A 26,180-nucleotide genomic window follows, 5' to 3' on the forward strand; every position below is an offset into this window, starting at 1 on the left:
CGGTCCCTCTCCCCGTCCCCGCCTCCCGTACGGGCCTCAGCCGCGCGGGTAGCGGGCCAGCCAGCCGGGGGCGGCGGCGGAGGGGTTGTGCAGGGCCGGGCCCTGGGTCATCTCCATGGCGAAGTCGTCGGCGAGCTCCAGCAGGGTGGCCCGGCCCTCCAGTTCGACGAGCCAGGCGGGCGGCAGCGCGGTCTCGCCGTGCAGCGCGCCCAGGAGCGCCCCGCACAGGGCCCCGGTGGCGGCGGACGGGCCGCCGTGGTTGACGGCCAGCCGCAGCCCGTGCCGTACGTCCTCGCTGACCAGCGCGCAGTACACGGCGACGGCGAGCACCTCCTCGGCCGAGTCCGTGTCGCCCAGCGACTCGATCAGGGCCGGGCCCGGAATGCCCTGGCGCACGGTGCCGAGGGCCTGCTTCAGCGCCTCGGAGACCGGTTCGTGGCCGGGCTTCTCGGCGAGCAGGGCCAGCGCGTGCTGGACGGCGCCGTCCAGGGTCTCGCCCCGGGTCAGCGCGTGCATCATGACGGCGAAGGCCCCCGCGGAGAGCAGGGCGACGGGGTGGCCGTGGGTCTGGGCGGCGCACTCGACGGCGAGCTGGAGGACGAGTTCGGGCTCCCAGCCGACGAGCAGCCCGAACGGCGCGGACCGGGTGAGGGCCGCCGAGTCCCGGGCGGTGGGGTTCCGGGGTTGGTCGAGCGTGCCCATGGTGGCGTCGCCGAAGCCGGTGAGGCATTCCCGGGCGGGGTTCCGGCGGACGTACAGCCATTCCTGCCGGGCGAGCCAGCCGTCCTCCGCGCGGCGCTCGTCGGGCCCCCAGTCGTGCTGCGTGGCCAGCCAGCGCAGATGGGCGCGGTGCACGTCGGTGGGCGGGTGCCAGGCTCCGATGTCGCGGCGGACCTGGGCCCGGATGAGACCGTCGACGGTGAACAGGGTGAGCTGGGTGATGGCGGTGACGGTGCCGCGCACGCCGTGCACGGGCACGAGGTCGGTGACGGCCTCGACGCCGTGGTCCGCCCGGATCTCCTCCAGCGTGAGGTCGCCGACCCCGGCCCCGAGCGCGTCGCCGACCGCCCCGCACAGCAGCGCGCCGCGTACCCGGCTGCGGAAGTCCTGCTGCTCGGCCCGGCCCCAGACAGCCGTGGTTCCTGTGGTCACCGCGCCCCTCTTCCCCGTCGGCCCGACGCGACTTCGCAGCACTGTAATCGAACGGGAACGGTGAGTCGGGAGACCGCAAACGGGTACGCGTGGGTATGTGGACGGACGTCCCGCAGGTCGTTTTTGACCGGTGGACGCGGGCCGGGCCCCTCCCCGGGCGTTCGACCGGTCGGCCGTTCAGCCGGTCAGCCGGTTCCGCTGCTCGCGCGCCCACGCGTACTGCGGGTCGATCTCCAGCGCCCGGTCCAGGTCGGCCAGCGCGTCCGGGACGCGGCCCAGCTGTTCGTACGCCAGCGCCCGGCTGCCCAGCGCCCAGGCGTAGTCCGGGTCCAGGGCGAGCGCCCGGCCGTACTCGGCGACGGCCTCCTCGTGACGCCCCGTCGCCCGGTACACCTCGCCCCGCTCCCCCGCCGTTCCGGCCCGTCCCGGTACCAGTTCCTCGGCCCGGTCCAGGTCGGCGAGGGCGCCCACCGGGTCGCCCAGGACGGAGCGGACCCGGGCGCGGCGGACGAGCGCCCAGCGGTACTCCGGCCGCAGGGCGATCGCCCGGTCGAAGTCGTCGAGCGCCTCCTCGTGCCGGCCGAGCCGGTGCCGCACCAGGCCCCGGCTGCCGAGCGGGACGGCGTCGGCCGGGTCCAGGGCGTGCGCCCGGTCCAGCACCGCCAGGGCCTCCTCCAGCCGCCCCATCCGCCGGTAGGTCTCGCCCCGCTCCCGCACCGACCGGGCCCAGTCGGGCGCGATCTCCTCGGCCCGGTCCAGGTCGGCCAGGGCCTCCCCGTACCGGCCGAGCGCCCGCAGCACGACGGCCCGCCCCTGGAACGCCCGGGCGTTGCGCGGGTCCATCGCGACGGCCCGCCCGTGGTCGGACAGCGCCGCCTCGGCCTCGCCGGCCCGGTAGTGGTCCCAGGCCCGCACCACGAGGGCGGCCGCCCGGTCGGTGTCGGCCAGTTCGGCGCGGGTCAGCAGCAGTCCGAGGGCGGCGGCGACGCGCGGCCCGTGGTCGGTCAGCGCGGTCAGCAGGTCCCGCCCCCAGTCGCGCAGTACGGCGCTGTCGGCGTCCTCGCCCGCCTCCGCGAGGGTGCGCGCCCAGTGCCGGGCGGCCACCGGGTCCTGCCCGCAGACGTCGATCCCGGCGCGCAGGGCGTCGGGGAGCGCGGAGCGCGGGTGGGCGCAGAGCCGGTGGTACAGCGCGTCGAGGGCCGCCTCGCGCCAGGGCTCCTCGGTCCAGAGCCGGTCCGGGGCCACGCCCTCGGCCGCCCGGTCCCGGCGGTCGGCGAAGGCCCCGGCCAGCCGCTCGTGCGCCTCGGCCCAGCGGCGGGGCGAGGCGGTGCGCTCCAGCCGGAGCATCGGGGCGCGGACCACGTCGTGGTACCTGGCCCGGCCGGTGTACCGCCCGGCGACGAACGGCAGTTCGTTCAGCCAGCCGTGAAGGCCGGGCGCGGCGTCCGGTGCCGCCACGGCGACCAGGTCCTCGTCCAGCCGCCGGGGCAGGGCGCACGCCAGGGCCGCCGCGCGCCGCCCGGGGTCGCCCTCCGCCGCGAGGAACCGTTCGACGGCCGTCGCGTTCGCGTCCTCGAACGCGCCCGGGTTCGTGGCGAGCGTGGACACCAGGACCGGCAGCCCGCCGGAGAGCCGCAGCACCTCCCGCACGACGGTTTCGTCCAGCACCCCCCTGCCGGTGAGGAGCCGGCGCGACTCCCGCTCGGTGAACGGGGCCAGCGGCACGTCCGCCAGCAGCCGGCCGTACCCGGACCAGCGCACGGGATCGAGGCGGCGCTGCCCGGCGAGGGTGAGGACGAGGTTCGCGGGGAGGTTCCCGTGGCGGTGCGGGGTGAGCAGGTCGGTCAGCCAGCCGTCGAGCACCGGGGCGGTGCGCTCGTAGGTGTCCAGGAACAGCGTCACCCAGGGGACGGTGTCCGCGACCCGCTCCAGTTCGGCGACGAACACGGGGGTGAGGACCTGTACCGGTTCCGCCGACAGCCTCGCCTCCTCCTCCTGCCGGGCCCGCCCGCCGAAGACCGCGCGCAGCCCGCCCGCGCCCCGGGCCACCGTCGCCGGGTCGAGGCCGCCGGCCAGTGCCCCCAGCACGGGGATCGTCCCGGCCACCATCAGCCCGGCCTGCGAGGCGGCCAGGGCGCCCGGGGAGGGCTCTCCGTCGGCGGGGGCGGCGGCCGCCTCGTGGAGCTGCCGCCGGTACGTGGTGAGCAGCCGGTCCAGCGCCTTGAGCGGGTGCCCCTGTCCGGCGAACTGCGCGGCCACCGAGGCCAGTACCTCGGGTATCGACTCGGCCGCGTCGTCGACCCACGCGGTCAGCGCGCCCGACTCCCGGGCGGCCCGCTCCCATTCGCGTACGAGGGACGTCTTGCCGACCCCCGCGTTCCCCCTGACGTGGAACACGAAGCGGTGCCGCGGGTCCTCCGGGGGTACCTCGAAGTTGGCGCGGAACAGGGCGAGTTCGTCCTCCCGGCCGACGAAGGCGGCACGTCGGTGCCCGTCGACGATCTCCTGGAGGGACAGACGGCGCGGACCGGTCGGGGACATGCCCCCAGTCTGCCAGCGGCCACTTCCGCCCGGTCACGGACCGGACGCGCGGGCCGGGTCAGTTCCGCGCCGGCCGGTCGTGGCCCGCGCGCAGGCTCGCAGCGGCGCTCGGCAGCAGCACGCCCGTGAGGACGAGCAGGGGCACGGTCCAGCCGCCCGTGGCGGTGTGCAGCGCGGCCGCGGCGACCGGCCCGGCGGCGGCGAGCAGGTAGCCGCCCGTCTGCGCCGCCGTGGACAGCGCGGCGACGTGGTCGTGGTCCCGGCCCCGTTTCACGTACAGGACCCCGGCCACCGCCTGACCGCCGCCGAGGCCCGCGCCGAGCACGAACGACCAGAGCGCGGGGGCGGCCGCGGGCGCGACGAGCAGGCCCGCGTACCCGGACGCGCAGACCAGGAGCACCGCGAGGAGGTGGGGGCGCTGGTCGGTGCGGGCCGCGGCCAGGACCGGTGTGAGGAAGCCGCCGACCGCGACGCCGACGATGAACAGCGACTGCATCGTCCCGGCCGTCCCCTCGGCGACCCCGGAGGCCACGAGGATCGCGGGCAGCCAGGCGAGGGTGGTGTAGAAGAGCAGGGTCTGCAGGCCGAAGAAGGCGATCAGGCTCCAGGCGAGACCCCTGTCGCCACTGCCGAGTACGCGTACCCGGTCCCGCCCCCGGCTCCGTTCCGGCTCCACGCCCCTTTTCCCGTACCGCAGTTGGGGGGCGATGCCGAGGGCCGCGAGGGCGGCGGGGATCACGGCGACGCCGATGGCGGGCTCCCACGCGTGCCCGCCCGCCCGCCACACCGGCACCATCAGCGCCGCGACGAGCGCCGAACCGGCCCCCATCGACAGGGCGTGGACGCCCATCATGACGCCGACCCGGCGCGGGGCGAACCGGCTGCGCACGAACACCGGTATCAGTACGTTCACCACGGCCGTGGCCACACCGACCAGTGCCGTGCCGACGAGGAGGCCGGGCATTCCCAGCATGCGCACGACCGCCCCGGCGAGCAGCAGGGCGCTCGCCGCGAACAGGCCGCGCTCCTCGCCGAGCCGCCGCCGCACCAGCGGGACGAACGGGGCGAAGGCCCCCATGCAGAGCGGCGGCAGCAGGCCGAGCAGGGTGACGGCCCCGGTCCCGAGACCGGCCACGGGCGCGAGCGGGCCGAGCTGCCCGAACGCCACCCGGGTGTTCAGGCTCAGCAGGACGAAGCCGGTCACGAGGAGCACGGCCGAGGCGGTGGCGGACGGTTCGCGGGAGGGGCGCGGCGGGGCCGGGGCGGGTGCGCCGGGGGTCCGGACGGCGGGCGGGGGAACGGGCACGGGCACGGGGACCTTCCAGAGGTGGACGACCCCTTCAGCGTTCACGCTCAAGTAAGCTTGAGCGCAAGTGCGGCCGGGGCGGCGGAAGGTGTCCGATGGAGGACCTGTACTCGATCGGCGAGGTCGCCGCCGCGTTCGGGCTCACCGTCCCCACCCTGAGGTTCTACGAGGAGCGCGGGCTCGTCCGGCACAGCGCGCGCCGGGGCCGCGTCCGGTACTACAGCCGCGAGGACCTCGCCCGGCTCGCCTACGTCCAGCTCTGGCACGACGACGGGATGCTGACGCTCGCGGAGACGGGTGCCGTCGTCGGCAGCGAGAGGGCCACGGACCGCCTCGCGCTCATCGCCGGGCAGCGGGACGCGATGCTCCGGCGGATCGAGAAGCTGAACCGCGCGGTGGCGGTCCTCGACCACATGCTCCGCTGCCGCACCGACCGGGCCCTCGACTGCCCGATGACCGGCGGCTACATCCGGGAGCGGGTCGACGCCGCACTCACCGGAGTCCCGTACGAGGGCGACTTCCTGCCCCCGGACGGCCCCGGAACGGCGTAACCGGGCCTCCGGAACGGCGTGCCCCGCCCCGAATTCGTTCGCGGCGCACGGGCCCCTCCGCCAGGATTCCCGCCATGGGAACGGACATCCACGGCTACATCGAGGTCAGGGACGACTGCTACGACACCTCCGAGCCCGACGACGACGGACCCGATGTCCGCTGGCACCCCGTCGGAGACCTGGACCATTTCTTCACGGGCCGGAACTACTTCTCCTTCGGCTGTCTCTTCGGGGTGCGGGACGGTTCGTTCGAACCGCTGGCGGCGGGGCGGGGGTTCCCCGGCGACGCCTCGCGGGCGGTCGCCCGGGCCTTCGCGGACGAGGGCGCCGGCTACCACAGCCCGTCGTGGATCAGCTGGGCGGAGCTGGACGCGGTGGACTGGGACGAGCCGGCGGGGCTGGAGCCGCACCCCTCGGCGTTCGAGTACCGTCGCGGGCCCGACGGCCAGTGGGTCTGGAAGGGCTGCGGCACCTCGTCGGAGCGCCTGGCCGAACTCATCGGGACCGATGTGCGGACCGCCATGTGGGCGGGCGAGCACTGGCCCGAGGGCACCGAATGGCTCGACGGCGACCGGCTCTTCCGCATCGCACGCCTCAGCCGGCGCCAGGCGGTGCCCGACGGCCAGTGGGGCGACGTGTGGACGGTGATGCGCACCCTCGCCAGGCGCCACGGCCCCGACAACGTCCGCCTCGTCGTCTGGTTCGACAACTGAGCGCCGCGCCAGGAGCGGCACGGCACGACGCGACGCACCACCGACAGGAACTTTATGTAGCGGTGCGGATACGTTACGTGAGTGAGGATCAGCGCGGAGCCCGGGTCACGTCGGGCCGCGGCCCGGTGGCCGTGGCTCGCCCTGGTGCTCGTCGCGCTGATCCACGTGGTGGCCTGCGCCCACGGCCCGCTGGTCGCCGGCTCCGGCCGGACCGACCTCCTCGCCGTGACGGACGCCCCCGCGCACGCCTCGCACGCCCCCGACGTACCGGGCCCCTGCGGCGGGGAGCATCGCGGCCCTCAGCCGTGCGCCGGGCTCGACGAGCCGACGTGGGCGCAGCCGGGCTGGGACAAGGAGCTGACACCCCAGCAGGAACCGCTGTGCGTCGGGGCGGTGGTGTTCGTGGCCGCGGGGCGCGCCCCGCCGGTCCGGGCGGACGAGGTGCCCCGGCCCGGCTGCGGGCGGCGGGCGGCGTTGCAGGTCTGGCGGAACTGACCGGGCCCGTCGCGCCGGTGCGCGAGGCGTCCGCCTCGGGTGCCGGGACGGCGGCGCACCGTGCCATGTCCCCCTCACCCGTACACCGCCGCTCCGGCCGTCCGCCGTACCGCACCGGCTTCTCGCCGTGCCGCTGCGGCCGTTGGCCGCCGTCGGCGGTGGGAGAACCGTCACGATGAACCCTCACGCACCGAACCACGTCCTCGACCCCGCACCCGCTTCCCCCGTCTCCTCCCCCTCCCCCGTCTCCCCCGCCCGGCTGCTCGCCGCCTCGGCGCGGGCGGCCGCCCATCCGTCCGCCCTGGTGGGCGACACGCCCGTGCTGTGGGTGGGCGAGCCGTTCGCCTCCGCCGGGCGCGGCTTCTGGGCCAAGCTGGAGGGCCACAACCCGGGCGGCATCAAGGACCGCACCGCCCTGTACATGGTGGCCGCCGCCCGGGAACGCGGGGTGCTGCCGCCCGGCGCCCGGATTGTCGAGTCCACCTCCGGCACCCTCGGCCTCGGCCTGGCCCTGGCCGGCATCACCTACGGCCATCCCGTCTCGCTGGTCACCGACCCCGGGATGGAGCCCCAGGTCGCCGGGTTGCTGCGCGCCTACGGCGTCGAGGTCCACACGGTCACCACGCCGCACCCGGAAGGGGGCTGGCAGCAGGCCCGCCGCGAGAAGGTGGCCGAGCTGCTCGCCCACTGCCCGGGAGCGTGGTGCCCCGACCAGTACCACAACCCCGACAACGCGGCCGCCTACCGGCCCCTCGCGCACGAACTGGTCGCCCAGCTCGGCCGGATCGACACCCTGGTCGTCGCGGTCGGCACCGGCGGTCACTCCGCGGGCATCGGCCGCGTGCTGCGCACCTTCTTCCCCGCGCTGCGGGTGGTCGCCGTGGACACCTGCGCCTCGACCATCTTCGGCCAGCCCGCCGGGCCCCGGCTGATGCGCGGACTGGGCTCGTCCATCCACCCGCGCAACGTCGCCCACGACCTGTTCGACGAGGTCCACTGGGTCGCCGCCCCCGAGGCCGTCTGGGCCGCCCGCGCCCTGGCCCGCACCTGGTACGCCACCGGGGGCTGGAGCGTCGGCGCGGTCGCCCTGGTCGCCCGCTGGCTCGCCCGTACCTCCCCCGCCGAACAGCGCATCGCCGCCGTCTTCCCCGACGGCCCGCACCGCTACGTCTCCACCGTCTTCGACGACGACTACTGCCGCGCCCACCAGCTCCTCGGCCACGAGCCGCCCGACGACCCGGACGAGATCACCGACCCCGCCCGGACGGTGGTCACGCGCTGGAGCCGCTGCCGGGCCGTGGCCCGGACCCGCCCCGGCGCCACCGGCCGGGAGGACCTGAGCCCGGCGGGAGCGGCCCGATGAGGAAGATCCTGGCCCAGACCCGTTCCTTCGGCCCGGCCGCGCGCCTGCTGATGGTGAACCAGTTCGCCATCAACCTGGCCTTCTACATGCTCATGCCCTACCTCGCCGCCCACCTCTCGGAGGGGCTGGGGATGGCGGCGTGGGCGGTCGGCCTGGTCCTCGGCGTGCGCAACCTCTCCCAGCAGGGCATGTTCCTCATCGGCGGCACCATCGCCGACCGCCTCGGCTACAAGACCCCGATCCTGGCCGGGTGCGTCCTGCGCACCGGCGGGTTCGCCCTCCTGGGCCGGGTCGACGGCCTCCCCGCCCTGATCGTGGCGTCGGCGGCGACCGGGTTCGCCGGGGCCCTGTTCAACCCGGCCGTGCGCGCCTACCTCGCCGCCGAGGCGGGCGACCGCCGGGTGGACGCGTTCGCCCTGTTCAACGTCCACTACCAGGCGGGCATGCTCCTCGGGCCGCTGGTCGGACTCGCGCTGCTGGCCGCCGACTTCCGCGCCGTGTGCACCGCGGCCGCCGTCGTCTTCGCCGCCCTCAGCGTGCTCCAGGCCCGTGCGCTCCCCGACCGCCGCGCCACCGGCCCCCACCGGGCGGCGGCCGGGGACGGGGGCGCGCCGACCGTGTGGAGCCAGTGGCGGCAGGTCGCCGCCAACCGGCCGTTCCTGCTGTTCTCCGCGGCGATGATCGGCTCCTACGTGCTGACCTTCCAGATCTACCTGGTGCTGCCGCTGGCCGCCGACGCCGCTCTCGGCGCGGACGGCACGAAGGCGACGAGCGGACTGTTCGTCATCTCGGCCGCGGTGGCGGTGGCCGGACAGCTGCGGCTGACCGGCTGGGCCGGGCGGCGCTTCACGCCCCACCGGGCGCTGGCCGTCGGACTCGCCGCGATGGGTGCGGCGTTCGTGCCCCTGGCCCTCGCCCCCGCCCGGTCCGCGATCGGCTCCCTCACGGCCCTCGCCGTGTCCGTGGCCGTGCTCGCCGCCGCCGGGGCGGTGGTCTACCCCTTCGAGATGGACACCGTCGTCGCCCTGTCCGGGAACCGGCTGGTCGCCACCCACTACGGTTTCTACAACACCGTTTCCGGCCTCGGCGTCACCCTCGGCAACCTCGCCCTCGGTGCGCTCTGGGACGCCACCCGCGCCCACGCGCCCTGGCTCGTGTGGGCCGCGCTCGCCGTGACCGGGGCCGCGTGCGCGGCCGCGGTCGCCGCGCTCGCCCGTACCGGACGGCTGCACGCACCCCCCGTCCGGCCCGTCACCGCCTGAACGCCGCCCCCGGTCCGGTTTCCTTCGGCGGTACGGTCATGGTTCCGGCATCGCCGGGTATCCGGTCGGAACAGTGCTTGACCACCCGACCATGTCTCCGGCACGAGGGCGAGGCGACCACACCGATGCCGACACCGATGGAACCGGACACCGGCGCAACCGGACCGGGGGACGGCTGGCCCGACGAGCACCGCTACGAGGTGCTCGTCCGGGTCCCCGCCGTCCGGGACGCGATCACCGCGAGCGCGTCCCGGACCCGACTGCCGATGAGCGCCGAGGAGTTCCTGTCCCGGGCCGCCTCGGCGGTCCCGCTCGTGGGCCGGCCGATGCTCAGGGGCGCCGAGCACGGCCGCGGGCTGGGCCGGAAGCTCCGTTTCCGCACCGGCAAGTCGTACGAGGCGGAGCTTGAGCAGCCGGTGGGCCGGGCGCTCGTCGCCGTGCTGTGTTCCCTGGCCCTGCACGGCCAGGGCATCCGCTCGGTGGAGCAGCACGAGGACGGCTGCACGCTGACCGCCGACATCCCGTCCGACGCCAGGACCTTCGGCGGAGTGCTCACGGTGACCGTCACCCGGAGCGGCGGCCACGCCTCGGCCGTCCGGGCGAAGGCGGAGATTCCCGGCCAGCTGGTCGACTGGGGCAGGAGCAAGCAGGCCCTCGCCGCTCTCGCCGCCGACCTCGGGAACCCGGGCTCCCCCGGCTGAGGAACCCCCGCCCGGACCCGCCGGGGCCGGGCTCAGTCCGGCAGCAGCGGCAGCAGCTCCGGAAGGTGCCCGTCGGACGCCTCCGCCGCCCGCTGCCGTTCCTGCGGGACCTCCCCGTACAGCGTCGTGCGCGGCTTCGCCGGGCGGCCGGCCAGTTCGGCGATGGCGACGAGGTCCCGGACCGACCGGTACGAGCCGTAACTCGACCCGGCCATGCGGGAGATGGTCTCCTCCATCAGCGTGCCGCCCAGGTCGTTGGCGCCCGAGCGCAGCATCTCGGCCGCGCCCTGCGTACCGAGCTTGACCCAGCTGGTCTGGATGTTGGTGATGTGCGGGTGGAGCAGCAGCCGGGCCATGGCGGTGACGGCCCGGTTGTCGCGGTCGGTCGGGCCGGGCCGGGCGATGCCCGCCAGGTAGATCGGGGCGTTGGTGTGGATGAACGGGAGCGTGACGAACTCCGTGAAGCCGCCGGTCTCCTGCTGGAGCCGGGCCAGGGTCCGCAGGTGGCCGAGCCAGTGCCGGGGCTGGTCGACGTGCCCGTACATCATCGTGGACGAGGAGCGCAGGCCCACCTCGTGGGCGGTCCGGATGACCTCCAGCCAGGTCGCCGTCGGCAGCTTGCCCTTGGTGAGGACCCAGCGGACCTCGTCGTCCAGGATCTCGGCCGCCGTGCCGGGGATCGAGTCGAGCCCGGCCTCCTTCGCGGCGGTCAGCCAGTCGCGGATGGACAGGCCGGTGCGGGTGGCGCCGTTGACGACCTCCATGGGCGAGAAGGCGTGCACGTGCATGCCGGGCACGCGTTCCTTCACCGCCCGCGCGATGTCGAAGTAGGCGGTGCCGGGCAGGTCCGGGTGGATGCCGCCCTGCATGCAGACCTCGACCGCGCCGACGTCCCACGCCTGCGCGGCCCGGTCGGCGACCTGGTCCAGGGAGAGGCTGTACGCGTCGGCGTCGGTGCGCCGCTGGGCGAAGGCGCAGAAGCGGCAGCCGGTGTAGCAGACGTTGGTGAAGTTGATGTTCCTGGTGACGATGTACGTGATGTCGTCGCCGACCACGTCGCGGCGCAGGGTGTCCGCGATCCGGCACAGTTCGTCCAGCGCCTCGCCCTCGGCGTGGAACAGGACGAGTGCCTGTTCGTCGGTGAGCTTCGTCGGGTCGTCGGCGGCCTGCCCGAGCGCGGCCCGCACGTCCGCGTCGATCCTGGACGGGACCATGCCGGGGGCGGCGGACTCGCGCAGCGCCTCCCAGTCCCCGTACACCTCGTCGAAGTCCTCGCGGCGGTCGCCGGTGCGGCCCTCGGTATCGATGGTGCGGTGCAGGTCGGTGCGGCCGGTGGCGCCGAACTCCTCGTCGGGCTCCTGCCAGGGCAGCCCGGCGGGGATCGCGCCCTCGCGGGCGAGCCCGGTCTCCGGGTCGGCGAGCGCCCGCACGTGCGGCAGCAACCGGGGGTCGAGCCAGGGCTCGCCGCGCTTGATGAACTCCGGGTAGATGGTGAGGCGTTCGCGGAGCGTGTAGCCCGACTCGGCGGTCCGCGCGGCGAGTTCGTCGATGTGCGGCCAGGGGCGCTCGGGGTTCACGTGGTCCGGGGTGAGCGGTGACACCCCGCCCCAGTCGTCGATGCCCGCGCCGACGATCAGCGCGTACTCGGCGTCGACGAGGTTCGGCGGGGCCTGGATGCGGGCGGACGGGCCGAGGACGTGCCGGGCGACGGCGATGGCGGCGGCCAGCTCCTCCAGTTCGGCGTCCGGCATGCCGCGCATCGCGGTGTCGGGCTTGGCCCGGAAGTTCTGGACGATGACTTCCTGGATGCCGTGGTAGGCGCGGGCGGTGCGGCGCAGCTCGAAGAGGGAATCGGCGCGCTCCTCGTACGACTCGCCGATGCCGATCAGGATGCCGGTGGTGAACGGCACGTTGGAACGTCCGGCGTCCTCCAGGACCCGCAGCCGTACGGCCGGTTCCTTGTCCGGGGAGCCGTGGTGCGGGCCGCCGGGCTCGGACCACAGCCGGGTCGCGGTGGTCTCCAGCATCATGCCCATGGACGGGGCGACGGGCTTGAGGCGCTGGAGGTCGGTCCAGCCCAGCACCCCGGGGTTGAGGTGCGGCAGGAGCCCGGTCTCCTCCAGGACCCGGATCGCCATGGCGCGCACGTACGCGAGGGTGTCGTCGTACCCCTCGGCCTCCAGCCACTCCCGCGCCTCGGGCCAGCGGTCCTCCGGCCGGTCGCCGAGCGTGAACAGGGCTTCCTTGCACCCCATGGCCGCGCCCTCGCGGGCGATGTCCAGCACCTCGTCGGGCGACAGGAACATCCCGTGGCCCGCGCGCCGGAGCTTGCCGGGCACGGTGACGAAGGTGCAGTAGTGGCACTTGTCGCGGCAGAGCCGGGTCAGCGGGATGAAGACCTTGCGGGAGTACGTGATCACCCCCGGCCGCCCCGCGGCCTCCAGCCCGGCGTCGCGCACCCGGGCGGCCGAGGCCGCGAGGTCCGTCAGGTCGTCGCCCCGCGCCTGGAGCAGGACGGCGGCCTCGGTCACGTCGAGGGCGACGCCGTCGCGGGCCCGTTTGAGGGCGCGCCGCATGGCATTGGTGGTCGGACGTCCGCGCTGAGGATCGGTCATGGCCCCGAGCATACGAGCGACCCCCGCGCCCCGGACCAGGGCATCTGCCTCCCGCCCCGCTCCGGGACGGCCCCGGCGCGGGCGTTGCCGGTCGTGTCAGGCCGCGGGGGAGCTCCCGCGTGCCGGGAGCCCGTCGGGACCGCCATGCTTGTGCGGGGTGAAGGTGAATGCCGAGGTGTCACCGTCCAGATCAATGGTGAGCGAAGCGTCCAACGCCTTGGCCAGGCGTGTCAGGAGGGCCAGGGTCGGAACGGAATCACCGCCCTCGATGTGGGAGATCTGCGGTTGCGTCATCCCCGCACGACGGGCCAGCTCGGTCTGCGACAGCCCGAGCCCGGTCCGTCGGTCGTACACGGCCTGCCCCAGTGCGAAGGCGTACCCGGCCTCGACGTAGGCGGACGACTCCTCGACGACCTCTCCCAGAAGCTTCCTGGTCTGTCGCGTCTTCCACCGGGAGTGATTCACGGCTGTTCCTCCTCGCTCCGGTCGTAGACGTGCTCGGCCGGGCCGTGGTCGCTCTCGCAGACCTTCTGCGCCTGCTGAGCACGCTCGACCTCGGCGGTCTCGCGTTGCTTGGTCTTCCGGAACACGGTCAGCAGCACGATCCGTCTCTCGGGAGCGAGCCAGTAGGTGATGCGCACCGCACTGCCGTCCATGACGAAGCGCAGCTCACGCACCTTGCCACCAAGATGCCTGGAGTACGGCTCGGCCAACGTGGTGGGCTTCGCCGCAAGCATGTCGGCCGCCCGTTCGACCTTGTCGTACTGAGCATCGGCAAGCAACGCCAACCACTGCCGGACTTCGGGCTCGATCTCGATCCGCCAGGGCAGTTCCACGAACACGACTATACAGAAATTTGCATAACACGAGCTCTGGGCGGACGCGCTCGGCTTTCGGCCCTCCACAGGCCGGTCACAACTGCGCGATGGCGGGAAGCGGGCCCCGGCCGACCCGGTCGACGACACGGCCCGGCGCCCGCCCCGCAGCGCCCGTGTCAGGCCGCGGGAGCCGTCGGGGACGCCGGGGCCGCCAGGGCGAAATCTTCCGGCAGGCGGGGCGGGGTGCCGCGGGTCCACACCACGCGCAGGGCCGAGGCGGAGATCCGCCAGCCGTCGGGCGTGCGGACCAGTTCGTTGTCGACGTGGCCGGCGGAGACGAAGAGTCCGCCCGGTCCGCCCGGTCCGTCCGCCAGGACGTGGGTACTCAGCTGGGCGCCGCGGGCGGTGGCCCGGTCGCCGTCGATCTCGATGACGGCGTCGGTGCCCAGGTGCACGGTCCGGTCGAACAGCGCCATTGCCCGCCGGACGTGGGACAGCAGGGCGTCGCGGCCGTGCACGGTGCCGATGGGCATCTCCGCCGTGACGTCCTCGGTGTGGAAGGCGCTCGCCCACTCCTCGTCGAAGACCCCCGCGTCCAGGGAACGCAGGTGACGGCCCAGCAGGTCGGCGATCTCGGCACGGTCGGTCAGGGTGCGCAGCTCTCGCCGCATCTCTTCGATGTCCATGACGGAAGCCTCCTTCCCCAAGCGCGCTTGAGGTCAAGCCCTCCGTCCCGCGCTCATCGCGACGGGCGTGTTCCGCCCTGCTCGGGGCCGGGCAGCGACACCCGGACGGTGAGCCCCCCGCCGGGGTTGGGGGTCAGGGCCAGTTCCCCGTGGTGCGCGCGGACGATGCTGGAGACGATCGCCAGGCCCAGGCCGTGGCCGCGGCGGCCGGGGTCCTTCTCGGCCAGCCGCCCGCCGCCGCGCAGGAACGGCTCGGTGAGGTGGTCGACGGTGTCGGGCAGCAGCGGTCCGGTGTTGGCGACGGTCAGCAGGGCGCGGCCGGGGCGCACCGGGTCGGGGCCGGTGGTCAGGGCGAGCGATCCGCCCGTGGGCAGGTTGTGCCGCACGGCGTTGTGGAGCAGGTTCAGGGTGAGCTGGCGCAGCAGTACGCCGTTGCCGGTGACCGGGGCCGGCCGGAGGTCGGTGGCGAGGTCGATGCCCCGCGCCCCGGCCTCCTCGCGGACGGTCCCGACGGCGGCCCGTGCGGTGTCGGCGAGGTCGAGCCGTTCCTCCGTGGCGGGCGGGGCGTGGTCGAGGGCGGAGAGCTGGAGCAGGGCGTCGGTGATGTCGATGCCGCGCTGGTTGGTCTCGCGGAGCCGGGAGACGAGGCGTTGGTAGTCCTGCCCGTCGGGGTCGGCGACGGCCACGTCGAGCATGGTGCGGCTGACGGCGAGCGGGGTGCGCAGTTCGTGCGAGGCGTTGGCGGCGAACCGCTGCTGGGCGTCGAAGGACCGCTGGAGGCGGGCGAGCATGTCGTCGAAGGTGTCGGAGAGTTCGGTGAACTCGTCGCGCGGGCCGGTGAGTCCGACGCGGTGGTCCAGGGAGCCGTCGGCGGCCCGGCGGGCCGCCCGGGTGATGTCCTGGAGCGGGCGCAGGACACGGCCCGCGATGAGCCAGCCCGCGCCGAACCCGATCAGCGCGAGGAACAGCAGGGCGACCCCGGACGCCTTGACCAGGGCCTGAAGGATGTCCGGGCGGGTGGCGACGGCCGCGGCCTGCGGATTCACGTCGCCCAGCGGGTAGTTGGGCACGAAGCGCATCGCCAGGTACACCAGGACCAGGCTGAACATCCCGGAGGCGACGACGAACAGGGCGTAGGTGAGGGTGAGCTTCATCCGGGCGGTCAGCCGCCGCGGCCGCCCGGCCGGTGCGGGACCCCCGGCCGGTGCCGGGCCCCCGGCCGTCCCGGTGCCGCCGTCGTGGTGGGGTGCGGACCCGCCGCCCCTCATCGCCCGCGCCCCGTCGCCCCGTGGTCCCCGTACTGCCCCGTGGTCCCGGGCCGCCCCGCGTCGGCCGTCCCGTCGAGGCGGTATCCGACGCCGGGCACGGTGTGGATGGGCGACGGTTCGCCGAGCCGTTTGCGGAGCGTGGACATGGTGATGCGGACCGCGTTGGTGAACGGGTCGGCGTTCTCGTCCCAGGCCCGCTCCAGCAGCGTCTCCGCGCTGACCACCCCGCCCCGCGCGGTCATGAGGACCTCCAGGACGGCGAACTGCTTCCTGGTGAGCGCCACGTACTTCCCGTCCCGGAAGACCTCGCGCCGGAACGGGTCCAGCCGGATTCCGGCGTACTCGATGACGGGGGGCGTGCTGTCCTTGGGCCGGCGGGCCAGCGAGCGGAGGCGTACGACGAGTTCCTTCAGGTCGAAGGGCTTCGTCAGGTAGTCGTCGGCGCCCAGCTCGAACCCGGCGACCTTCTCGTTGATCAGGCCCGCCGCGGTCAGCATGAGCACCCGGCAGCCCAGGCGCCGTTCCACGATGATCCGGCACACGTCGTCGCCGTGCGTGCCGGGGATGTCGCGGTCGAGCACGACGACGTCGTACTCGTTCACGTCGAGGCGCTCCAGGGCGGTGTCCCCGTCCCCGGCGATGTCGGAGGCGATGGCTTCCAGCCGCAGCCCCGCCTGCACCGCCTCGGCGAGATACAGCTCGTCCTCGACAATCAGCACCCGCATCCGGTCTCTCCCGCTCCGTGCCTCGCCCGGCCGGTCACCGGCCCGTCCGTACGTTCCCCCGCGGAAACGGTACGGGGACATCCAAACGGTACGGGGTTATCGAAAACGTATCGAGAAATCGAAACGGCCCGACAACACGGCCCGGCGTTCACTCGGGGCATCGGTCGGCGATACCCGCCGCCCCGCCCGGACGCCCGGAGGAGACCATGCACGACGACCCCACCGCGGACCGCCCCGCCCCGGCCGCGCGCCGCTTCCCCGGCCGGACCGCGCTCTGGGCCGGTTCGGCCGCGGTGCTGGTGCTGGCGCTGACGGCGGTCTGGGGCACGCCCACCCGGAGCGAACCGGCCGCACGGGCGGCCCCGACGGCGGACCACGGACCGGACGGCGGCGGAGCGTCCGCGGACGCCGCCCCGAAGGACACCGGCGACGGCTCCGACAGCGAGGGCGACCGCCCGGACGGCCGCGAGCTCACCCCCTTCGACACCCGTTACCCGGCCGTCGGCCGACTGGACGAGCGCCTGCTGAAGGCCGTGCAGAAGGCGGCCCGGGACGCCCGCGAGGACGGCATCGAGTTCCGGGTCACCTCGGGCTGGCGCTCCAAGGAGCACCAGCGGCGCCTGCTGGACGAGGGCGTCGAGAAGTACGGGAGCCTCGAAGAGGCGAGGCGGTTCGTGAAGACCCCGGAGAAGTCGACCCACGTGTCCGGGAAGGCGGTCGACATCGGCCCCACCGATGCCGACGACTGGCTCATCCGCAACGGCTCCGACTACGGCCTGTGCCAGGTCTACAACAACGAGATGTGGCACTTCGAGCTGCTCACCACCCCGGGCGGCAACTGCCCGACGCCCCTGACCGACGCGGCCGGCTGACCGGCGATGCGCCCAGTCCGTGAGCCGGCCCGCGGGTCGGTGCCACTTCCTTCCGAAGGACATGCCATGGCCGATCTGCGCGAGGACCCCTACCCGGACGTGTACATCGGAGGCGGCTTCTCCGACCCCTCCGAACCGCCGTCCCCCGCCGAGCCGTCGGAACCCACCGGCCCGGACCTCATCGCCCCCGACCCCGCCGGGCCGTCGGAACCCACCGGGCCGGGCCCCTCCATGTCCTCGCCCGCCGCTCCCGGCCGGTACTTCCCGCGCTTCCCGTACTTCTCGTCCTTCCCGTACTTCCCGTACTTCCCGAAGCGGCGCGGGGACCGGCTCCTGGGCGTCGTCGCGGTGGTCACGGGGCTCGTGCTGGTCTGCCACTCGCTCGTGCCCAACACTCCGGGCAACCTGGGCAGCCTGCTCGAAACCGTGCTGCCCTGGACCGGCCTGGCCGTACCGGTACTGCTCCTGGCCGCCCTGGTCCGCCGGTCCGTCCCGGCCGTCGTCGCCGCGCTCCTGCTCGGCGCCGTGTGGTCCGCCCTGTTCGCGTCCCTGTTCCTCGGCGGGAGCGGCGGGAACGGCGGGGGCGGGCCGGACCTGACCGTGGTCACCCACAACGTCAACGCCGACAACCCCGACCCCGCCGCGACCGCTCGTACGCTGCTGGCCGCCGACCCCGATCTGGTGGCCCTGGAGGAGGTCACCGACGAGGCCCTGCCCGCCTACCGCGAGTCGCTGGACCGACGGCTGCCGCACTCCGTGCACATCGGCACCGTCGCCCTGTGGAGCCGCTACCCCATCGCCGAGTCCCGGCGCATCACCATCGACCCCGGCTGGAGCCGCTCCCTGCGCGCCCTGGTCCAGGGGCCGAAGGGCCCCCTCGCCGTCTACGTGGTCCATCTGCCCTCGGTCCGCGTCGGCGCGTCCGGCTTCACCACCGGCCGGCGCGACGAGACCCTCGGCGCCCTCGTCCGGGCCCTCGACGAGGAGCGGCAGCAGAAGGTGCTGCTGCTGGGCGACCTCAACGGCGCCACCACCGACCGCAGGCTCCAACCGCTGACCTCCCGGCTGGCGTCGGTGGAGGGCAGCGGCGGCACCGGCTTCGGGTTCAGCTGGCCCGCCGCCTTCCCCCTCACCCGCATCGACCACATCCTCACCCGTGGCCTCACCCCCACCGACGCCTGGACCCTCCCCTCCACCGGCAGCGACCACCGCCCGGTAGCCGCCGGGCTCGGGGCCTGACCGGCACCCCGCTCAGCCGGTGCGGAGGACCCGGAAGCGATCAGGGTCCGCCGGGTCCCGGTCGACGACCTGGACCGGCGCCCAGGCCCACTGCAGAACGCCGATGCCCGGCGGACGGGAGAACCGGATCGGCCCGCGGGTGCCCTCGACCGCCACGCCCGGCCACGCCCCGGCGACGGCCGCCCGGTCCGTACCGTACGAGCGCAGCGCCTCGGCGAGGACGGCGACCGTGTCCCAGCCCTCGAAGGCGACGAAGGAGGGCGGGGCGCCCAGCCGCTCGCGCAGCTCCTTCCCGACGCGTTCGCCGAGCGGGCCGAGGCGCTCGGGCAGGTAGCGCAGGAACGGCACCCCCGCACCGTCCCCGCCCAGCTCCGCGGCCCATCCGGCGAACTCCGGCTGCCCGGCCGGGGCGCCGATCAGGACCTCCGCGAGCCGCCGGTCGGCCCGGACCGCCCGGACGATCGGCGCCGCCGGTTCCGGGTGGCCGACCAGCAGGAGGAGCGCCGTCGCACCGGAGTCGGCGAGCGCGTCGCACAGGGCCTCGGGGCCGAGCGCGTTCGCGTCGAGCTCGACGACGGTGCCGCCGTGCGGGGCGAGGTGGTCGCGCAGGATGCGGGTCCCGGACGCCCAGTAGACGCTCGGCTGGGTGGCCACGGCGATCCGGGTCCGGCCCGCGCCGAGGAGGAAGTCCCCGTAGACCCGCCAGCCGTGGGACTGGGCCGGGGCCACGCGCGCGACCCGGTCCGTCGGCCCGTCGGTGAGCGCGTCGAGCACCGCGGACGAGCAGAGGAACGGTACGCCGAGGGCGTCGGCCCGTGCGGCGGCGGCGCGGGCGACGACGCTGTGGTACTCGCCCGCCACGGCGGCCACGCCCAGCGCGGCCAGTTCGTCCACGGCCGCCGCGGCCCGCCCGGGATCGGCCGCGGTGTCCCGGACCACCGGCTCCAGCGGCCGGCCGCCGATCCCGCCCGCGCCGTTGACCTCCCGGACGGCCAGCTCGACCCCCGCGAGCAGCTGCCGGCCCGCCTCGACCCAGCCGGGCCGGGTCAACGGGGCGAGAACGCCCAGCCGGACGGGCGTTCCGTCCGTGTCCTCCGCCCCGGACGGCGCGGGCGGGTACGGCAGGGACGGTGATGATGGCGGTGGCGTGTTCATCGGGTGGCCTCTCCCCTGGACGACGGGTCGCGGCCCCGCCCGGATCGCGCACCGGACGGGGCCGCCGGGCGGTGCGCGTTCGCCGCGTCTCGCCGCGGCGGGCGCGCCCGGGTGATCATGCGGGTCATTGGAGCCACCTCCGCCGCCACCGGGCAACCGATTATCCGTTCGTCCGGCTGCCGGGCCGCGCCGCCGAGGCGGAGCACGCTTTCGCCGACGTGGTGGACGCGCGCGACGGCCCGCCGCATGACCGGCGTCGCTCGCGGCGGTGCCGGGAGCCGTGGCCCCGGCCCAGTTCCTCGTCCAGCGCCCGGACGTGTCCCCCGGCGGCCGGCTTGTCCAGCACCTGTTGATGATTCACGCCGCTCCCTCCTCGCCGCTCCGCTCGGCGGCGAGGCTACTTGTCGGCTCTTCCCGCCCCCGTTCCGTGCAGGGCCCGGACGAGCCAGGGGTCCACCGGGGCCAGCTCCGGTACCACCTGCCAGCCGTTGACGATCCAGACCAACCGCCAGTACCGCTCCACCCGGGGGTCGTGCGCCTCCTCGAACTTCCGGGCCATCCACTCCCGGAACTCCGCGTCGGGGGTGCGCGCGAACACCTCGGCGAAGCGGTGCACGAGGTCGTCGACCACGGGCGCGGCCCGGTCGCCGAGCGGGTCGATGCCCGACTCCACGGCCTCGGTCACCTTCCGACGGGTGAACTCCATCAGTTCCTCGCCGGCCTCCCTCTCGATGTCGGGGGTGCGCCCGGTGGCCCGGTACGTGGCCGTCCGGCGCAGCCGGGGCCGGAAGTCCTCGTCGCCCATCAGCTCGACGAGTTCCACCCATGCGGCGACCTGCTCGCCGGACGGGTCGCGGGGGAGGTCGGGAGCTGCGGCGCGGACCATGGCCACTGCGGCCGGGTCGGCGTCCGCCGCGCCGAAGGTGCCCTCCACGAAATCGTCGATCAGGCGTCGGCGTTCCTCGCCGGACAGCTGCGTGAGCCTGTGCATGAGTGTGGTCTCCTCGGGGTCGGACCCGCGTCCGGCCGCGACCCGCAGAACGCTCCGGCGCAGTTGCAGCACCTGGATCTGGACGTCCAGGGCATCCGCGTGCGCCGCGGCGACCTCCGCCACCGAGAGCTCGCGGTCCAGCACCCGGCGAATCGTGGCCAGGTCCAGGCCCAGCTCGCGCAGGGTGCGGAGGAGTTCCAGACGGAGCAGTGCGTCATGGTCGTAGAGCCGGTAGCCGGCGGGACTTCTGGTGGTCGGTGCCACCACCCCGGAATCGGAGTAGAACCGGAGTGTCCTCACGGGCAGTCCGGTCCGCCGGGAGAGCTCCCCGATCGAGTAGAGGGTCGTGGCGTCCATGGCCCCGACTCTGCTGTCTCCACCCACTGGAGACTCAAGGCCCTTCCCCGGCCGGTCCACGGCCGGGACCTCCCGCGACGTGCGGGGACGGGTTCCGCTCATGACGGGCCCCGGTCAGGCACGCAGGAAGGCGAGCACCGCCAGCACCCGCCGGTGCCCCTCGGTGGCCACCGGCAGGTCCAGCTTGGCGAAGATGTTGCCGATGTGCTTGTTCACGGCGGCCTCGCTGATGAACAGCTCGGCGGCGACGGCGGAGTTGGTACGGCCCTGGGCGATCAGGCCGAGCACTTCGCGCTCCCGGGGGCTCAGCCGTTCCAGGGGGTCCTTCCGCAACCGTACGAGCTGCTGGATCACCTCCGGGTCCACCACCGTCCCGCCGATGGCGACCCGGTCGATGGCGGCCGTGAAGTCGGCCACCGCGGCCACCCGCTCCTTGAGCAGATAGCCGACCCCGGCTCCGCCGCCGGAGTCCAGCAGGCCCAGCGCGTACGAGCGTTCCACGTACTGGCTGAGCACGAGGACCGGCAACCCGGGTAATTCCTCACGGAGTTGCACGGCCGCCTTCAGCCCGTCGTCGCTCAGTGTCGGAGGCATCCGTACGTCGGTGACGATCAGGTCGGGCCGCTCGGAGCGCACCGCCGCGACCAGGGCGCCGGCGTCGCCGACCGCCGCGACCACCTCGTGCCCGACCCGCTGCAACAGCCCGACCAGACCTTCGCGCAACAGCACGGCGTCCTCCGCCACGATCAGGCGTAGCGACATGGAACCTCCACATGCAACAGGGTGGGACCGCCGACCGGACTCGACACCCGCATCCGGCCGTCGAGCGCCCCGACCCGGTCGGCCAGGCCGGTCACGCCACTGCCCGCTTCCGTGTCCACGCCGCCGCGGCCGTCATCCATGATGTCGAAGATCAGCAGATCGGCATGGTATCGACCGCGCACCTCCGCCTTCGTGGCCCCACTGTGTCTGGCGATGTTCGTCATCGCCTCGTTGAGGAGGTAGTACATGGTCGTCTCCACCTTCCGGGGCAGCCCCTCGGGCAGCCGGAGGTCCACCGTGACCGGGATCGGGAACCGGGCCGCGTAGTCCTCGATCGCCGCCACGAGTCCGTGATCGGCCAGCACCGGCGGATTGAGCCCCCGGATCAGCGCCCGCAGCTCCTGGTGCGCCGCGGAGAGCTGGGTCTCCGCCTGGGTGAGCAGTTCGGACTGCGGGGAGTCCGGCGGGGTGTCCAGACGCAGCATCCCGAGGGTCATTCCCAGCGACACCAGCCGCTGTTGCGCCCCGTCGTGCAGATCGCGTTCGATCCGTACCCGCTCCGCGTCGAAGGAGTCCAGCAGACGGACCTGCGAGGCACGCACCTCGCGCAGTTCCTCCCCCAGTTCCCGGTCGCGCGGGGCCAGGAAGGTACGCGCCATCGCGGCACGCGCCCCCGCCCACGAGGTCACCGTGTAGGGCGAGGCCAGCAGCACCACCGCGCTGAAGATCGCCCAGGGCCAGGTCTCGCCGTCCAGCGAACCGAGGAAGGCGGCCGGCAGCCCGAAGCAGAAGCCCAGCACCATCAGGTCCAGCCACCACAGCGCGGCCGTCGAGAGCAGGGTGAACAACAACTCCCGCCAGGTCACCTGCTCCTTGAGCCGGGTGGCCACCCACGCCCTGGCCCCCGGCGCGTCCGGACGCCGGTGCGGGTCCGGCAGCCGGTCGAGGTCCACCAGCCGCAGCCGTTGGCGCTCCACCGCCGCCACCGCGGTGGCGGCCGGCACCAGACCCACCAGGGGGGCGATCCCGATCAGCACCACCAGCAGCGCGACCCCCGCCAGCAGACCGGCTGCGACGATCACCACCGCCACCGTGCCGAACAGGACGCCGCTGCCCAGATAGGCCAGGGACCTCCAGGGCCAGCTCGACATCAGGAAGCTCATGGGTCGCTGGGCCATGGCCTGCCAGGCCGTCGTGGGACGCATGTGCCCACCGTAGACCGGCGGTTCGGGCGGCCGGGGTAGAGCCTGCACTACCTCGGAAGTAGAGGGCGGATCAGTGTCCCGCCCCACCCCCGCACGGTGAGATCGACGCATGACGACAACGAACCGGACCTCCGTACAGGACGCGGTCGAACTCCACGGCGTGCGCAAGATCCACGGCACCGGCGACCACGCGGTGACCGCACTGGACAGCGTCTCCGTCAGCTTCCCCCGCGGCACCTTCACCGCGATCATGGGTCCCTCCGGCTCCGGGAAGTCCACCCTGCTGCAGTGCGCGGCCGGGCTGGAGCAGCCGACCGACGGACAGATCGTTCTCGCGGGCATCGACATCGGCGGGCTGGACGAGAAGCGGCGCACCGAACTGCGCCGCGAGCACATCGGCTTCGTCTTCCAGGCGTTCAACCTCGTCGAGTCCCTCACCGCGGCCCAGAACGTGGAACTGCCCTCCCGGTTCGCCGGCCGCAGGGTCGAGCCCGGGCAGGTCGCCGACGCGCTCGCCTCGGTCGGTCTGGCCGAGCGCGCGAACCACCGGCCCAGCCGGCTCTCCGGCGGCCAGCAGCAGCGCGTCGCCCTCGCCCGCGCCCTGGTCACCCGTCCCGACGTCCTCTTCGCGGACGAGCCCACCGGCGCCCTGGACACCGTCACCTCCCGCGAGGTGCTGCGGATGATGCGGATGCTGGTCGACCGGGAGGGCCAGACCACGCTGATGGTCACCCACGACCCGGTGGCGGCCTCCGTGGCCGACGTCGTCGTCTTCATCAAGGACGGCCGGATCGCCGACCGGATCCCGCTGGACAGGGATGCGCGGAGCGACAACGCCGCCGCGATCGCCGCCCACATGACCCGGCTGGAGGCGTGATGCTGATCATCGCGAACGTACGCGAACGCTGGTCCGGCTTCCTCGGGGCCTTCCTCGCCGTCCTGGTCGGCGTGGCCCTCATCACCACCACCCTGGTCATCCACGACTCCTCCCGCCCCGCCGTCCAGGACCGCTACGCGGGCGCCGCCGCCCTGGCCCTGCCCGAGCAGGCCCTCGACCAGGAGGGCAGCCCCGAGGACCGGATGCCGTGGAGCCGGGCCGAGGCCGCTCCGATCCGGGCCGAGCTCGACGCGGTCCCCGGGGTCGCCGCCGTCGTGGTGGACCGCTCCTTCTACGCCCAGGCCGTCCGGGGCGGCGAACCCGTCGCCGACGAGGGCGCCGCGGAGGCGGGACACGGCTGGGGCAGCACACGGATGGCGCCCTACCGGCTCGTCTCCGGCCGGGCCCCGAACGGGAACGGCGAGGTCGTGGTCGACCGTGCCCTGGGCGTCGCGGCGGGCAGCGAACTCACCGTCAACATCACCGCGGGCCGCGAGCGGTTCACCGTCGTCGGCACCGTCGACGGTCCCGGCTACTACTTCAGCGAGGCGTTCGCCGCCGGGCAGCAACCCGGCGTCGGTGCCCTCGCGCTGATCGCGGACGAGGGGGCGTCCGCCGCCGCCATCGCCTCCGGAGCGCGGCAGGTGCTCGACGACAGGGGCGACGTCCTTTCCGGCGATGCCCGGTCCGAACTCCAGCCCCGGTACATCGAGCACAAGCGCGACCTCGGCGTGCAGCTCATCGGTGCCATGGCCGCCCTCGGCCTGTTCACCACGGTCTTCGTCGTCGCCTCCATGCTGGTCCTGTCGACCGGCATGCGCCGCCGGGAGATCGGCCTGCTGCGCACCATCGGCGCCGCACCCGGCCAGATCCGCCGCATGATCCTCGGCGAGGCCGCCGTGATCGGCCTGCTCGGTTCGGTCGTCGGCTGCCTGGCCGGCATCGCCGCCGCCCCGCTGCTGCACGACATCCTCAAGGGGCTGGACGTCACCCCGCCGGGCATGGAGATCACCGTGTCCGCCTGGCCGCTGCTCACCGCCTCCGCGGTCGGCATCGGCGTCAGCGTCATCGGTGCCTGGGCGGCCGGTCGCAAGGCCGCGAAGGTCGCCCCGATCGAGGCCCTGCTCGACAGCGGGCCCGCCAACCACGCCATGGGACGGGGCCGTTGGATCACCGGACTGTCCGTACTCGGCCTGGGGGCCGTCCTCGCCGTCGCGACCGCCACCACCGACGCCGACGACCGCATCGGCATGGCGCTCTTCGCGACCATGACGCTCATCGTCGCGGCCGCCCTGCTGGCCCCCGCCCTCGTCGGCCCCGTCGGCCGCTGCCTGACCGCCCCCTTCCAGAAGCGCGGCTCGGCCGCCGCCGTCCTGATCCGCTCCGAACTCATCGCCAACCCCCGCCGCGCCGCCTCCCTGGTGGCCCCCGTGATCGCCGCGGTCGGCTTCGCGGTCCTGCTCAGCGGAGCGGTGGAGACGATGCGGGTGGCCTACCCGGCGGGCGAGGCCCTCAAGGTCGCCGGCCAGACGATCGTCACCCCCGACGGCACCCCCGGCAACACCGACGAGGTCGTCGCCGCCAACCCGGTCGGCAAGGCATCCGTGCCGACCCGCGCCTTCGTCGGCGAGAAGCGGACCGTCCTGGACGTGCTCGGCACCCGTGACGCCCGGTGGAACGAGCCGGGCGAGGCCGTCCTCGGCCGGCGCACCGCCTCCGACCTGGGCCTGGAGCAGGGCCAGAGCGTGCCGGTCCGGTTCGCCGACGGTGCGGTCGTCACCCTGAGGATCGGCGCGGTCCTGCCCGACGACCCGGCCCGCGGTGACTTCGTGGTCGCCCGTGACCTGGTCCGGGCCCACGACCCGGCCGCGCTCACCGACGACATCTTCGTCCCGGCGGGCAGCAGGGCCTCCGCCGAGGTCCCCGGCACCGCCCTGCACGACGCCGTGCGGTACGCCCTCGACGACTACGACACCGATGCCAGGCTCACCGACAGCCTGGCCGCCATGCTCATCGTCATCGCCGTCGGCTACAGCGTGATCGCCGTCGCCAACAGCATGGCCATGGCGGCCCACGGCCGCCGTCGCGACTACTCGGTGATGAAGTCCGCCGGCGGCACCGTCCGCCAGCTCCTCGTACTGGCCGCCGGCGAGACCGCTCTGCTGGTGGTCGTCGGGGCCGGCCTCGGTGTCCTGGTGACCCTGCCCCCGCTGGCCGGAATGGCCTCCGGCCTCGCCCAGGCCACTTCGTCCGACGTCGCCCTGCACCTGAACGGCGGAGCCGTCGCAGCAGCGATCATCGGCACCCTGGTCGCGGCGGTCGTGGCAGGGGTGGCGGTCACCGGGAGGACGCTGAGGAAGTCCGCCTGAGGGCTGTCCCGGCCGCCCGGTGGGAACGCCCGCCCGATCACGGAGGACGGGGAAGGAGGCGAGGGGAACGACCGGCCTCGGCGGGCGAAGGAAGTACGAAGGCGGCTCCGGGGATTCCCCCGGAGCCGCCTTCGCGGGTACGGGTGGCCGCGCCTCT

23 protein-coding genes are annotated in these 26,180 nt (G+C 74.3%); 10 read left to right on the top strand and 13 right to left on the bottom strand.

Annotation, left to right across the window (positions count from 1 at the left end; genetic code table 11):
* Positions 1 to 36 precede the first annotated feature (36 nt).
* The 3 genes from ACFYW1_RS10280 to ACFYW1_RS10290 all read right to left on the bottom strand — a co-directional run bounded on the left by ACFYW1_RS10280 (position 37) and on the right by ACFYW1_RS10290 (position 5,044).
* Positions 37 to 1,152 carry an ADP-ribosylglycohydrolase family protein gene (locus tag ACFYW1_RS10280; protein WP_388989851.1) on the bottom strand — a complete coding sequence of 372 codons (1,116 nt, stop codon included), beginning with the start codon at positions 1,150 to 1,152 and terminating at the stop codon, positions 37 to 39.
* Positions 1,153 to 1,329: 177 nt separating this feature from the next.
* Entirely contained in the window at positions 1,330 to 3,693 is a 2,364-nt protein-coding gene (locus ACFYW1_RS10285) for a tetratricopeptide repeat protein (RefSeq protein ID WP_388989853.1), read from the bottom strand.
* A gap of 58 nt (positions 3,694 to 3,751) precedes the next feature.
* Entirely contained in the window at positions 3,752 to 5,044 is a 1,293-nt protein-coding gene (locus ACFYW1_RS10290; protein ID WP_388989855.1) for an MFS transporter, read from the bottom strand.
* A gap of 50 nt (positions 5,045 to 5,094) precedes the next feature.
* On the opposite strand from ACFYW1_RS10290, the gene ACFYW1_RS10295 reads away from it, so the two are divergent.
* The 6 genes from ACFYW1_RS10295 to ACFYW1_RS10320 all read left to right on the top strand — a co-directional run bounded on the left by ACFYW1_RS10295 (position 5,095) and on the right by ACFYW1_RS10320 (position 10,084).
* Positions 5,095 to 5,550: a MerR family transcriptional regulator gene (locus ACFYW1_RS10295; RefSeq protein WP_388989857.1), complete on the top strand. Its 456-nt coding sequence runs from the start codon at positions 5,095 to 5,097 to the stop codon at positions 5,548 to 5,550.
* A gap of 74 nt (positions 5,551 to 5,624) precedes the next feature.
* Entirely contained in the window at positions 5,625 to 6,263 is a 639-nt protein-coding gene (locus ACFYW1_RS10300) for a hypothetical protein (protein WP_388989859.1), read from the top strand.
* Between the two features lie 81 nt (positions 6,264 to 6,344).
* Positions 6,345 to 6,758, top strand: coding sequence for a hypothetical protein (locus ACFYW1_RS10305; protein WP_388989861.1), 414 nt, complete (start codon positions 6,345 to 6,347; stop codon positions 6,756 to 6,758).
* Between the two features lie 175 nt (positions 6,759 to 6,933).
* Positions 6,934 to 8,121 (top strand): PLP-dependent cysteine synthase family protein, encoded by a 1,188-nt coding sequence (locus ACFYW1_RS10310; protein WP_388989863.1) that lies wholly within the window; start codon positions 6,934 to 6,936, stop codon positions 8,119 to 8,121.
* Positions 8,118 to 9,383 carry an MFS transporter gene (locus tag ACFYW1_RS10315; RefSeq protein WP_388989865.1) on the top strand — a complete coding sequence of 422 codons (1,266 nt, stop codon included), beginning with the start codon at positions 8,118 to 8,120 and terminating at the stop codon, positions 9,381 to 9,383. Before ACFYW1_RS10310 ends, ACFYW1_RS10315 begins: the two co-directional genes overlap by 4 nt.
* 125 nt (positions 9,384 to 9,508) lie before the next feature.
* On the top strand, positions 9,509 to 10,084 hold the full coding sequence (locus ACFYW1_RS10320; protein ID WP_388989867.1) for a hypothetical protein: 576 nt from the start codon (positions 9,509 to 9,511) through the stop codon (positions 10,082 to 10,084).
* A 32-nt stretch (positions 10,085 to 10,116) separates the two neighbouring features.
* Here the strand turns inward: ACFYW1_RS10320 and ACFYW1_RS10325 are convergent, their stop codons facing one another.
* The 6 genes from ACFYW1_RS10325 to ACFYW1_RS10350 form a co-directional block, all read right to left on the bottom strand.
* Positions 10,117 to 12,699 carry a bifunctional FO biosynthesis protein CofGH gene (locus ACFYW1_RS10325; protein WP_388989869.1) on the bottom strand — a complete coding sequence of 861 codons (2,583 nt, stop codon included), beginning with the start codon at positions 12,697 to 12,699 and terminating at the stop codon, positions 10,117 to 10,119.
* Positions 12,700 to 12,795: 96 nt separating this feature from the next.
* Complete coding sequence (locus tag ACFYW1_RS10330; RefSeq protein WP_388989871.1) at positions 12,796 to 13,164, bottom strand: helix-turn-helix domain-containing protein; 369 nt, start codon at positions 13,162 to 13,164, stop codon at positions 12,796 to 12,798.
* Positions 13,161 to 13,529 (bottom strand): type II toxin-antitoxin system RelE/ParE family toxin, encoded by a 369-nt coding sequence (locus ACFYW1_RS10335; protein ID WP_388990180.1) that lies wholly within the window; start codon positions 13,527 to 13,529, stop codon positions 13,161 to 13,163. Before ACFYW1_RS10335 ends, ACFYW1_RS10330 begins: the two co-directional genes overlap by 4 nt.
* Positions 13,530 to 13,693: 164 nt before the next feature.
* Positions 13,694 to 14,203 (bottom strand): nuclear transport factor 2 family protein, encoded by a 510-nt coding sequence (locus ACFYW1_RS10340; RefSeq protein WP_388989873.1) that lies wholly within the window; start codon positions 14,201 to 14,203, stop codon positions 13,694 to 13,696.
* Between the two features lie 53 nt (positions 14,204 to 14,256).
* Positions 14,257 to 15,357, bottom strand: a complete 1,101-nt coding sequence (locus tag ACFYW1_RS10345; RefSeq protein ID WP_388989875.1) for a sensor histidine kinase — start codon at positions 15,355 to 15,357, stop codon at positions 14,257 to 14,259.
* A gap of 110 nt (positions 15,358 to 15,467) precedes the next feature.
* Positions 15,468 to 16,196, bottom strand: a complete 729-nt coding sequence (locus ACFYW1_RS10350; protein ID WP_388989877.1) for a response regulator transcription factor — start codon at positions 16,194 to 16,196, stop codon at positions 15,468 to 15,470.
* A 206-nt stretch (positions 16,197 to 16,402) separates the two neighbouring features.
* On the opposite strand from ACFYW1_RS10350, the gene ACFYW1_RS10355 reads away from it, so the two are divergent.
* Both ACFYW1_RS10355 and ACFYW1_RS10360 read left to right on the top strand, forming a co-directional pair.
* The gene (locus ACFYW1_RS10355; RefSeq protein ID WP_388989879.1) at positions 16,403 to 17,068 is read left to right on the top strand and encodes a M15 family metallopeptidase; all 666 of its coding nucleotides are present in this window, start codon (positions 16,403 to 16,405) and stop codon (positions 17,066 to 17,068) included.
* A 66-nt stretch (positions 17,069 to 17,134) separates the two neighbouring features.
* Positions 17,135 to 18,307: an endonuclease/exonuclease/phosphatase family protein gene (locus ACFYW1_RS10360; RefSeq protein WP_388989881.1), complete on the top strand. Its 1,173-nt coding sequence runs from the start codon at positions 17,135 to 17,137 to the stop codon at positions 18,305 to 18,307.
* A 12-nt stretch (positions 18,308 to 18,319) separates the two neighbouring features.
* On the opposite strand, the gene ACFYW1_RS10365 is transcribed toward ACFYW1_RS10360, so the two are convergent.
* From ACFYW1_RS10365 to ACFYW1_RS10380, 4 genes are all read right to left on the bottom strand, one after another.
* Positions 18,320 to 19,462: an ABC transporter substrate-binding protein gene (locus tag ACFYW1_RS10365; protein ID WP_388989883.1), complete on the bottom strand. Its 1,143-nt coding sequence runs from the start codon at positions 19,460 to 19,462 to the stop codon at positions 18,320 to 18,322.
* 397 nt (positions 19,463 to 19,859) lie between these two features.
* Positions 19,860 to 20,810: a MerR family transcriptional regulator gene (locus ACFYW1_RS10370; protein ID WP_388989885.1), complete on the bottom strand. Its 951-nt coding sequence runs from the start codon at positions 20,808 to 20,810 to the stop codon at positions 19,860 to 19,862.
* A gap of 114 nt (positions 20,811 to 20,924) precedes the next feature.
* A complete protein-coding gene (locus ACFYW1_RS10375; protein ID WP_388989887.1) occupies positions 20,925 to 21,572 on the bottom strand; it encodes a LuxR C-terminal-related transcriptional regulator in 648 nt (215 codons plus the stop codon).
* Complete coding sequence (locus ACFYW1_RS10380) at positions 21,557 to 22,777, bottom strand: sensor histidine kinase (RefSeq protein WP_388989889.1); 1,221 nt, start codon at positions 22,775 to 22,777, stop codon at positions 21,557 to 21,559. The genes ACFYW1_RS10375 and ACFYW1_RS10380 overlap by 16 nt, the downstream gene beginning before the upstream one ends.
* A gap of 109 nt (positions 22,778 to 22,886) precedes the next feature.
* On the opposite strand from ACFYW1_RS10380, the gene ACFYW1_RS10385 reads away from it, so the two are divergent.
* Entirely contained in the window at positions 22,887 to 23,654 is a 768-nt protein-coding gene (locus ACFYW1_RS10385; protein WP_388989891.1) for an ABC transporter ATP-binding protein, read from the top strand.
* Positions 23,654 to 26,023 (top strand): FtsX-like permease family protein, encoded by a 2,370-nt coding sequence (locus ACFYW1_RS10390; protein ID WP_388989893.1) that lies wholly within the window; start codon positions 23,654 to 23,656, stop codon positions 26,021 to 26,023. Before ACFYW1_RS10385 ends, ACFYW1_RS10390 begins: the two co-directional genes overlap by 1 nt.
* Positions 26,024 to 26,180 lie beyond the last annotated feature (157 nt).

Source organism: Streptomyces sp. NPDC002669 (assembly GCF_042889165.1).
In the GTDB taxonomy this organism is placed as follows: domain Bacteria; phylum Actinomycetota; class Actinomycetes; order Streptomycetales; family Streptomycetaceae; genus Streptomyces.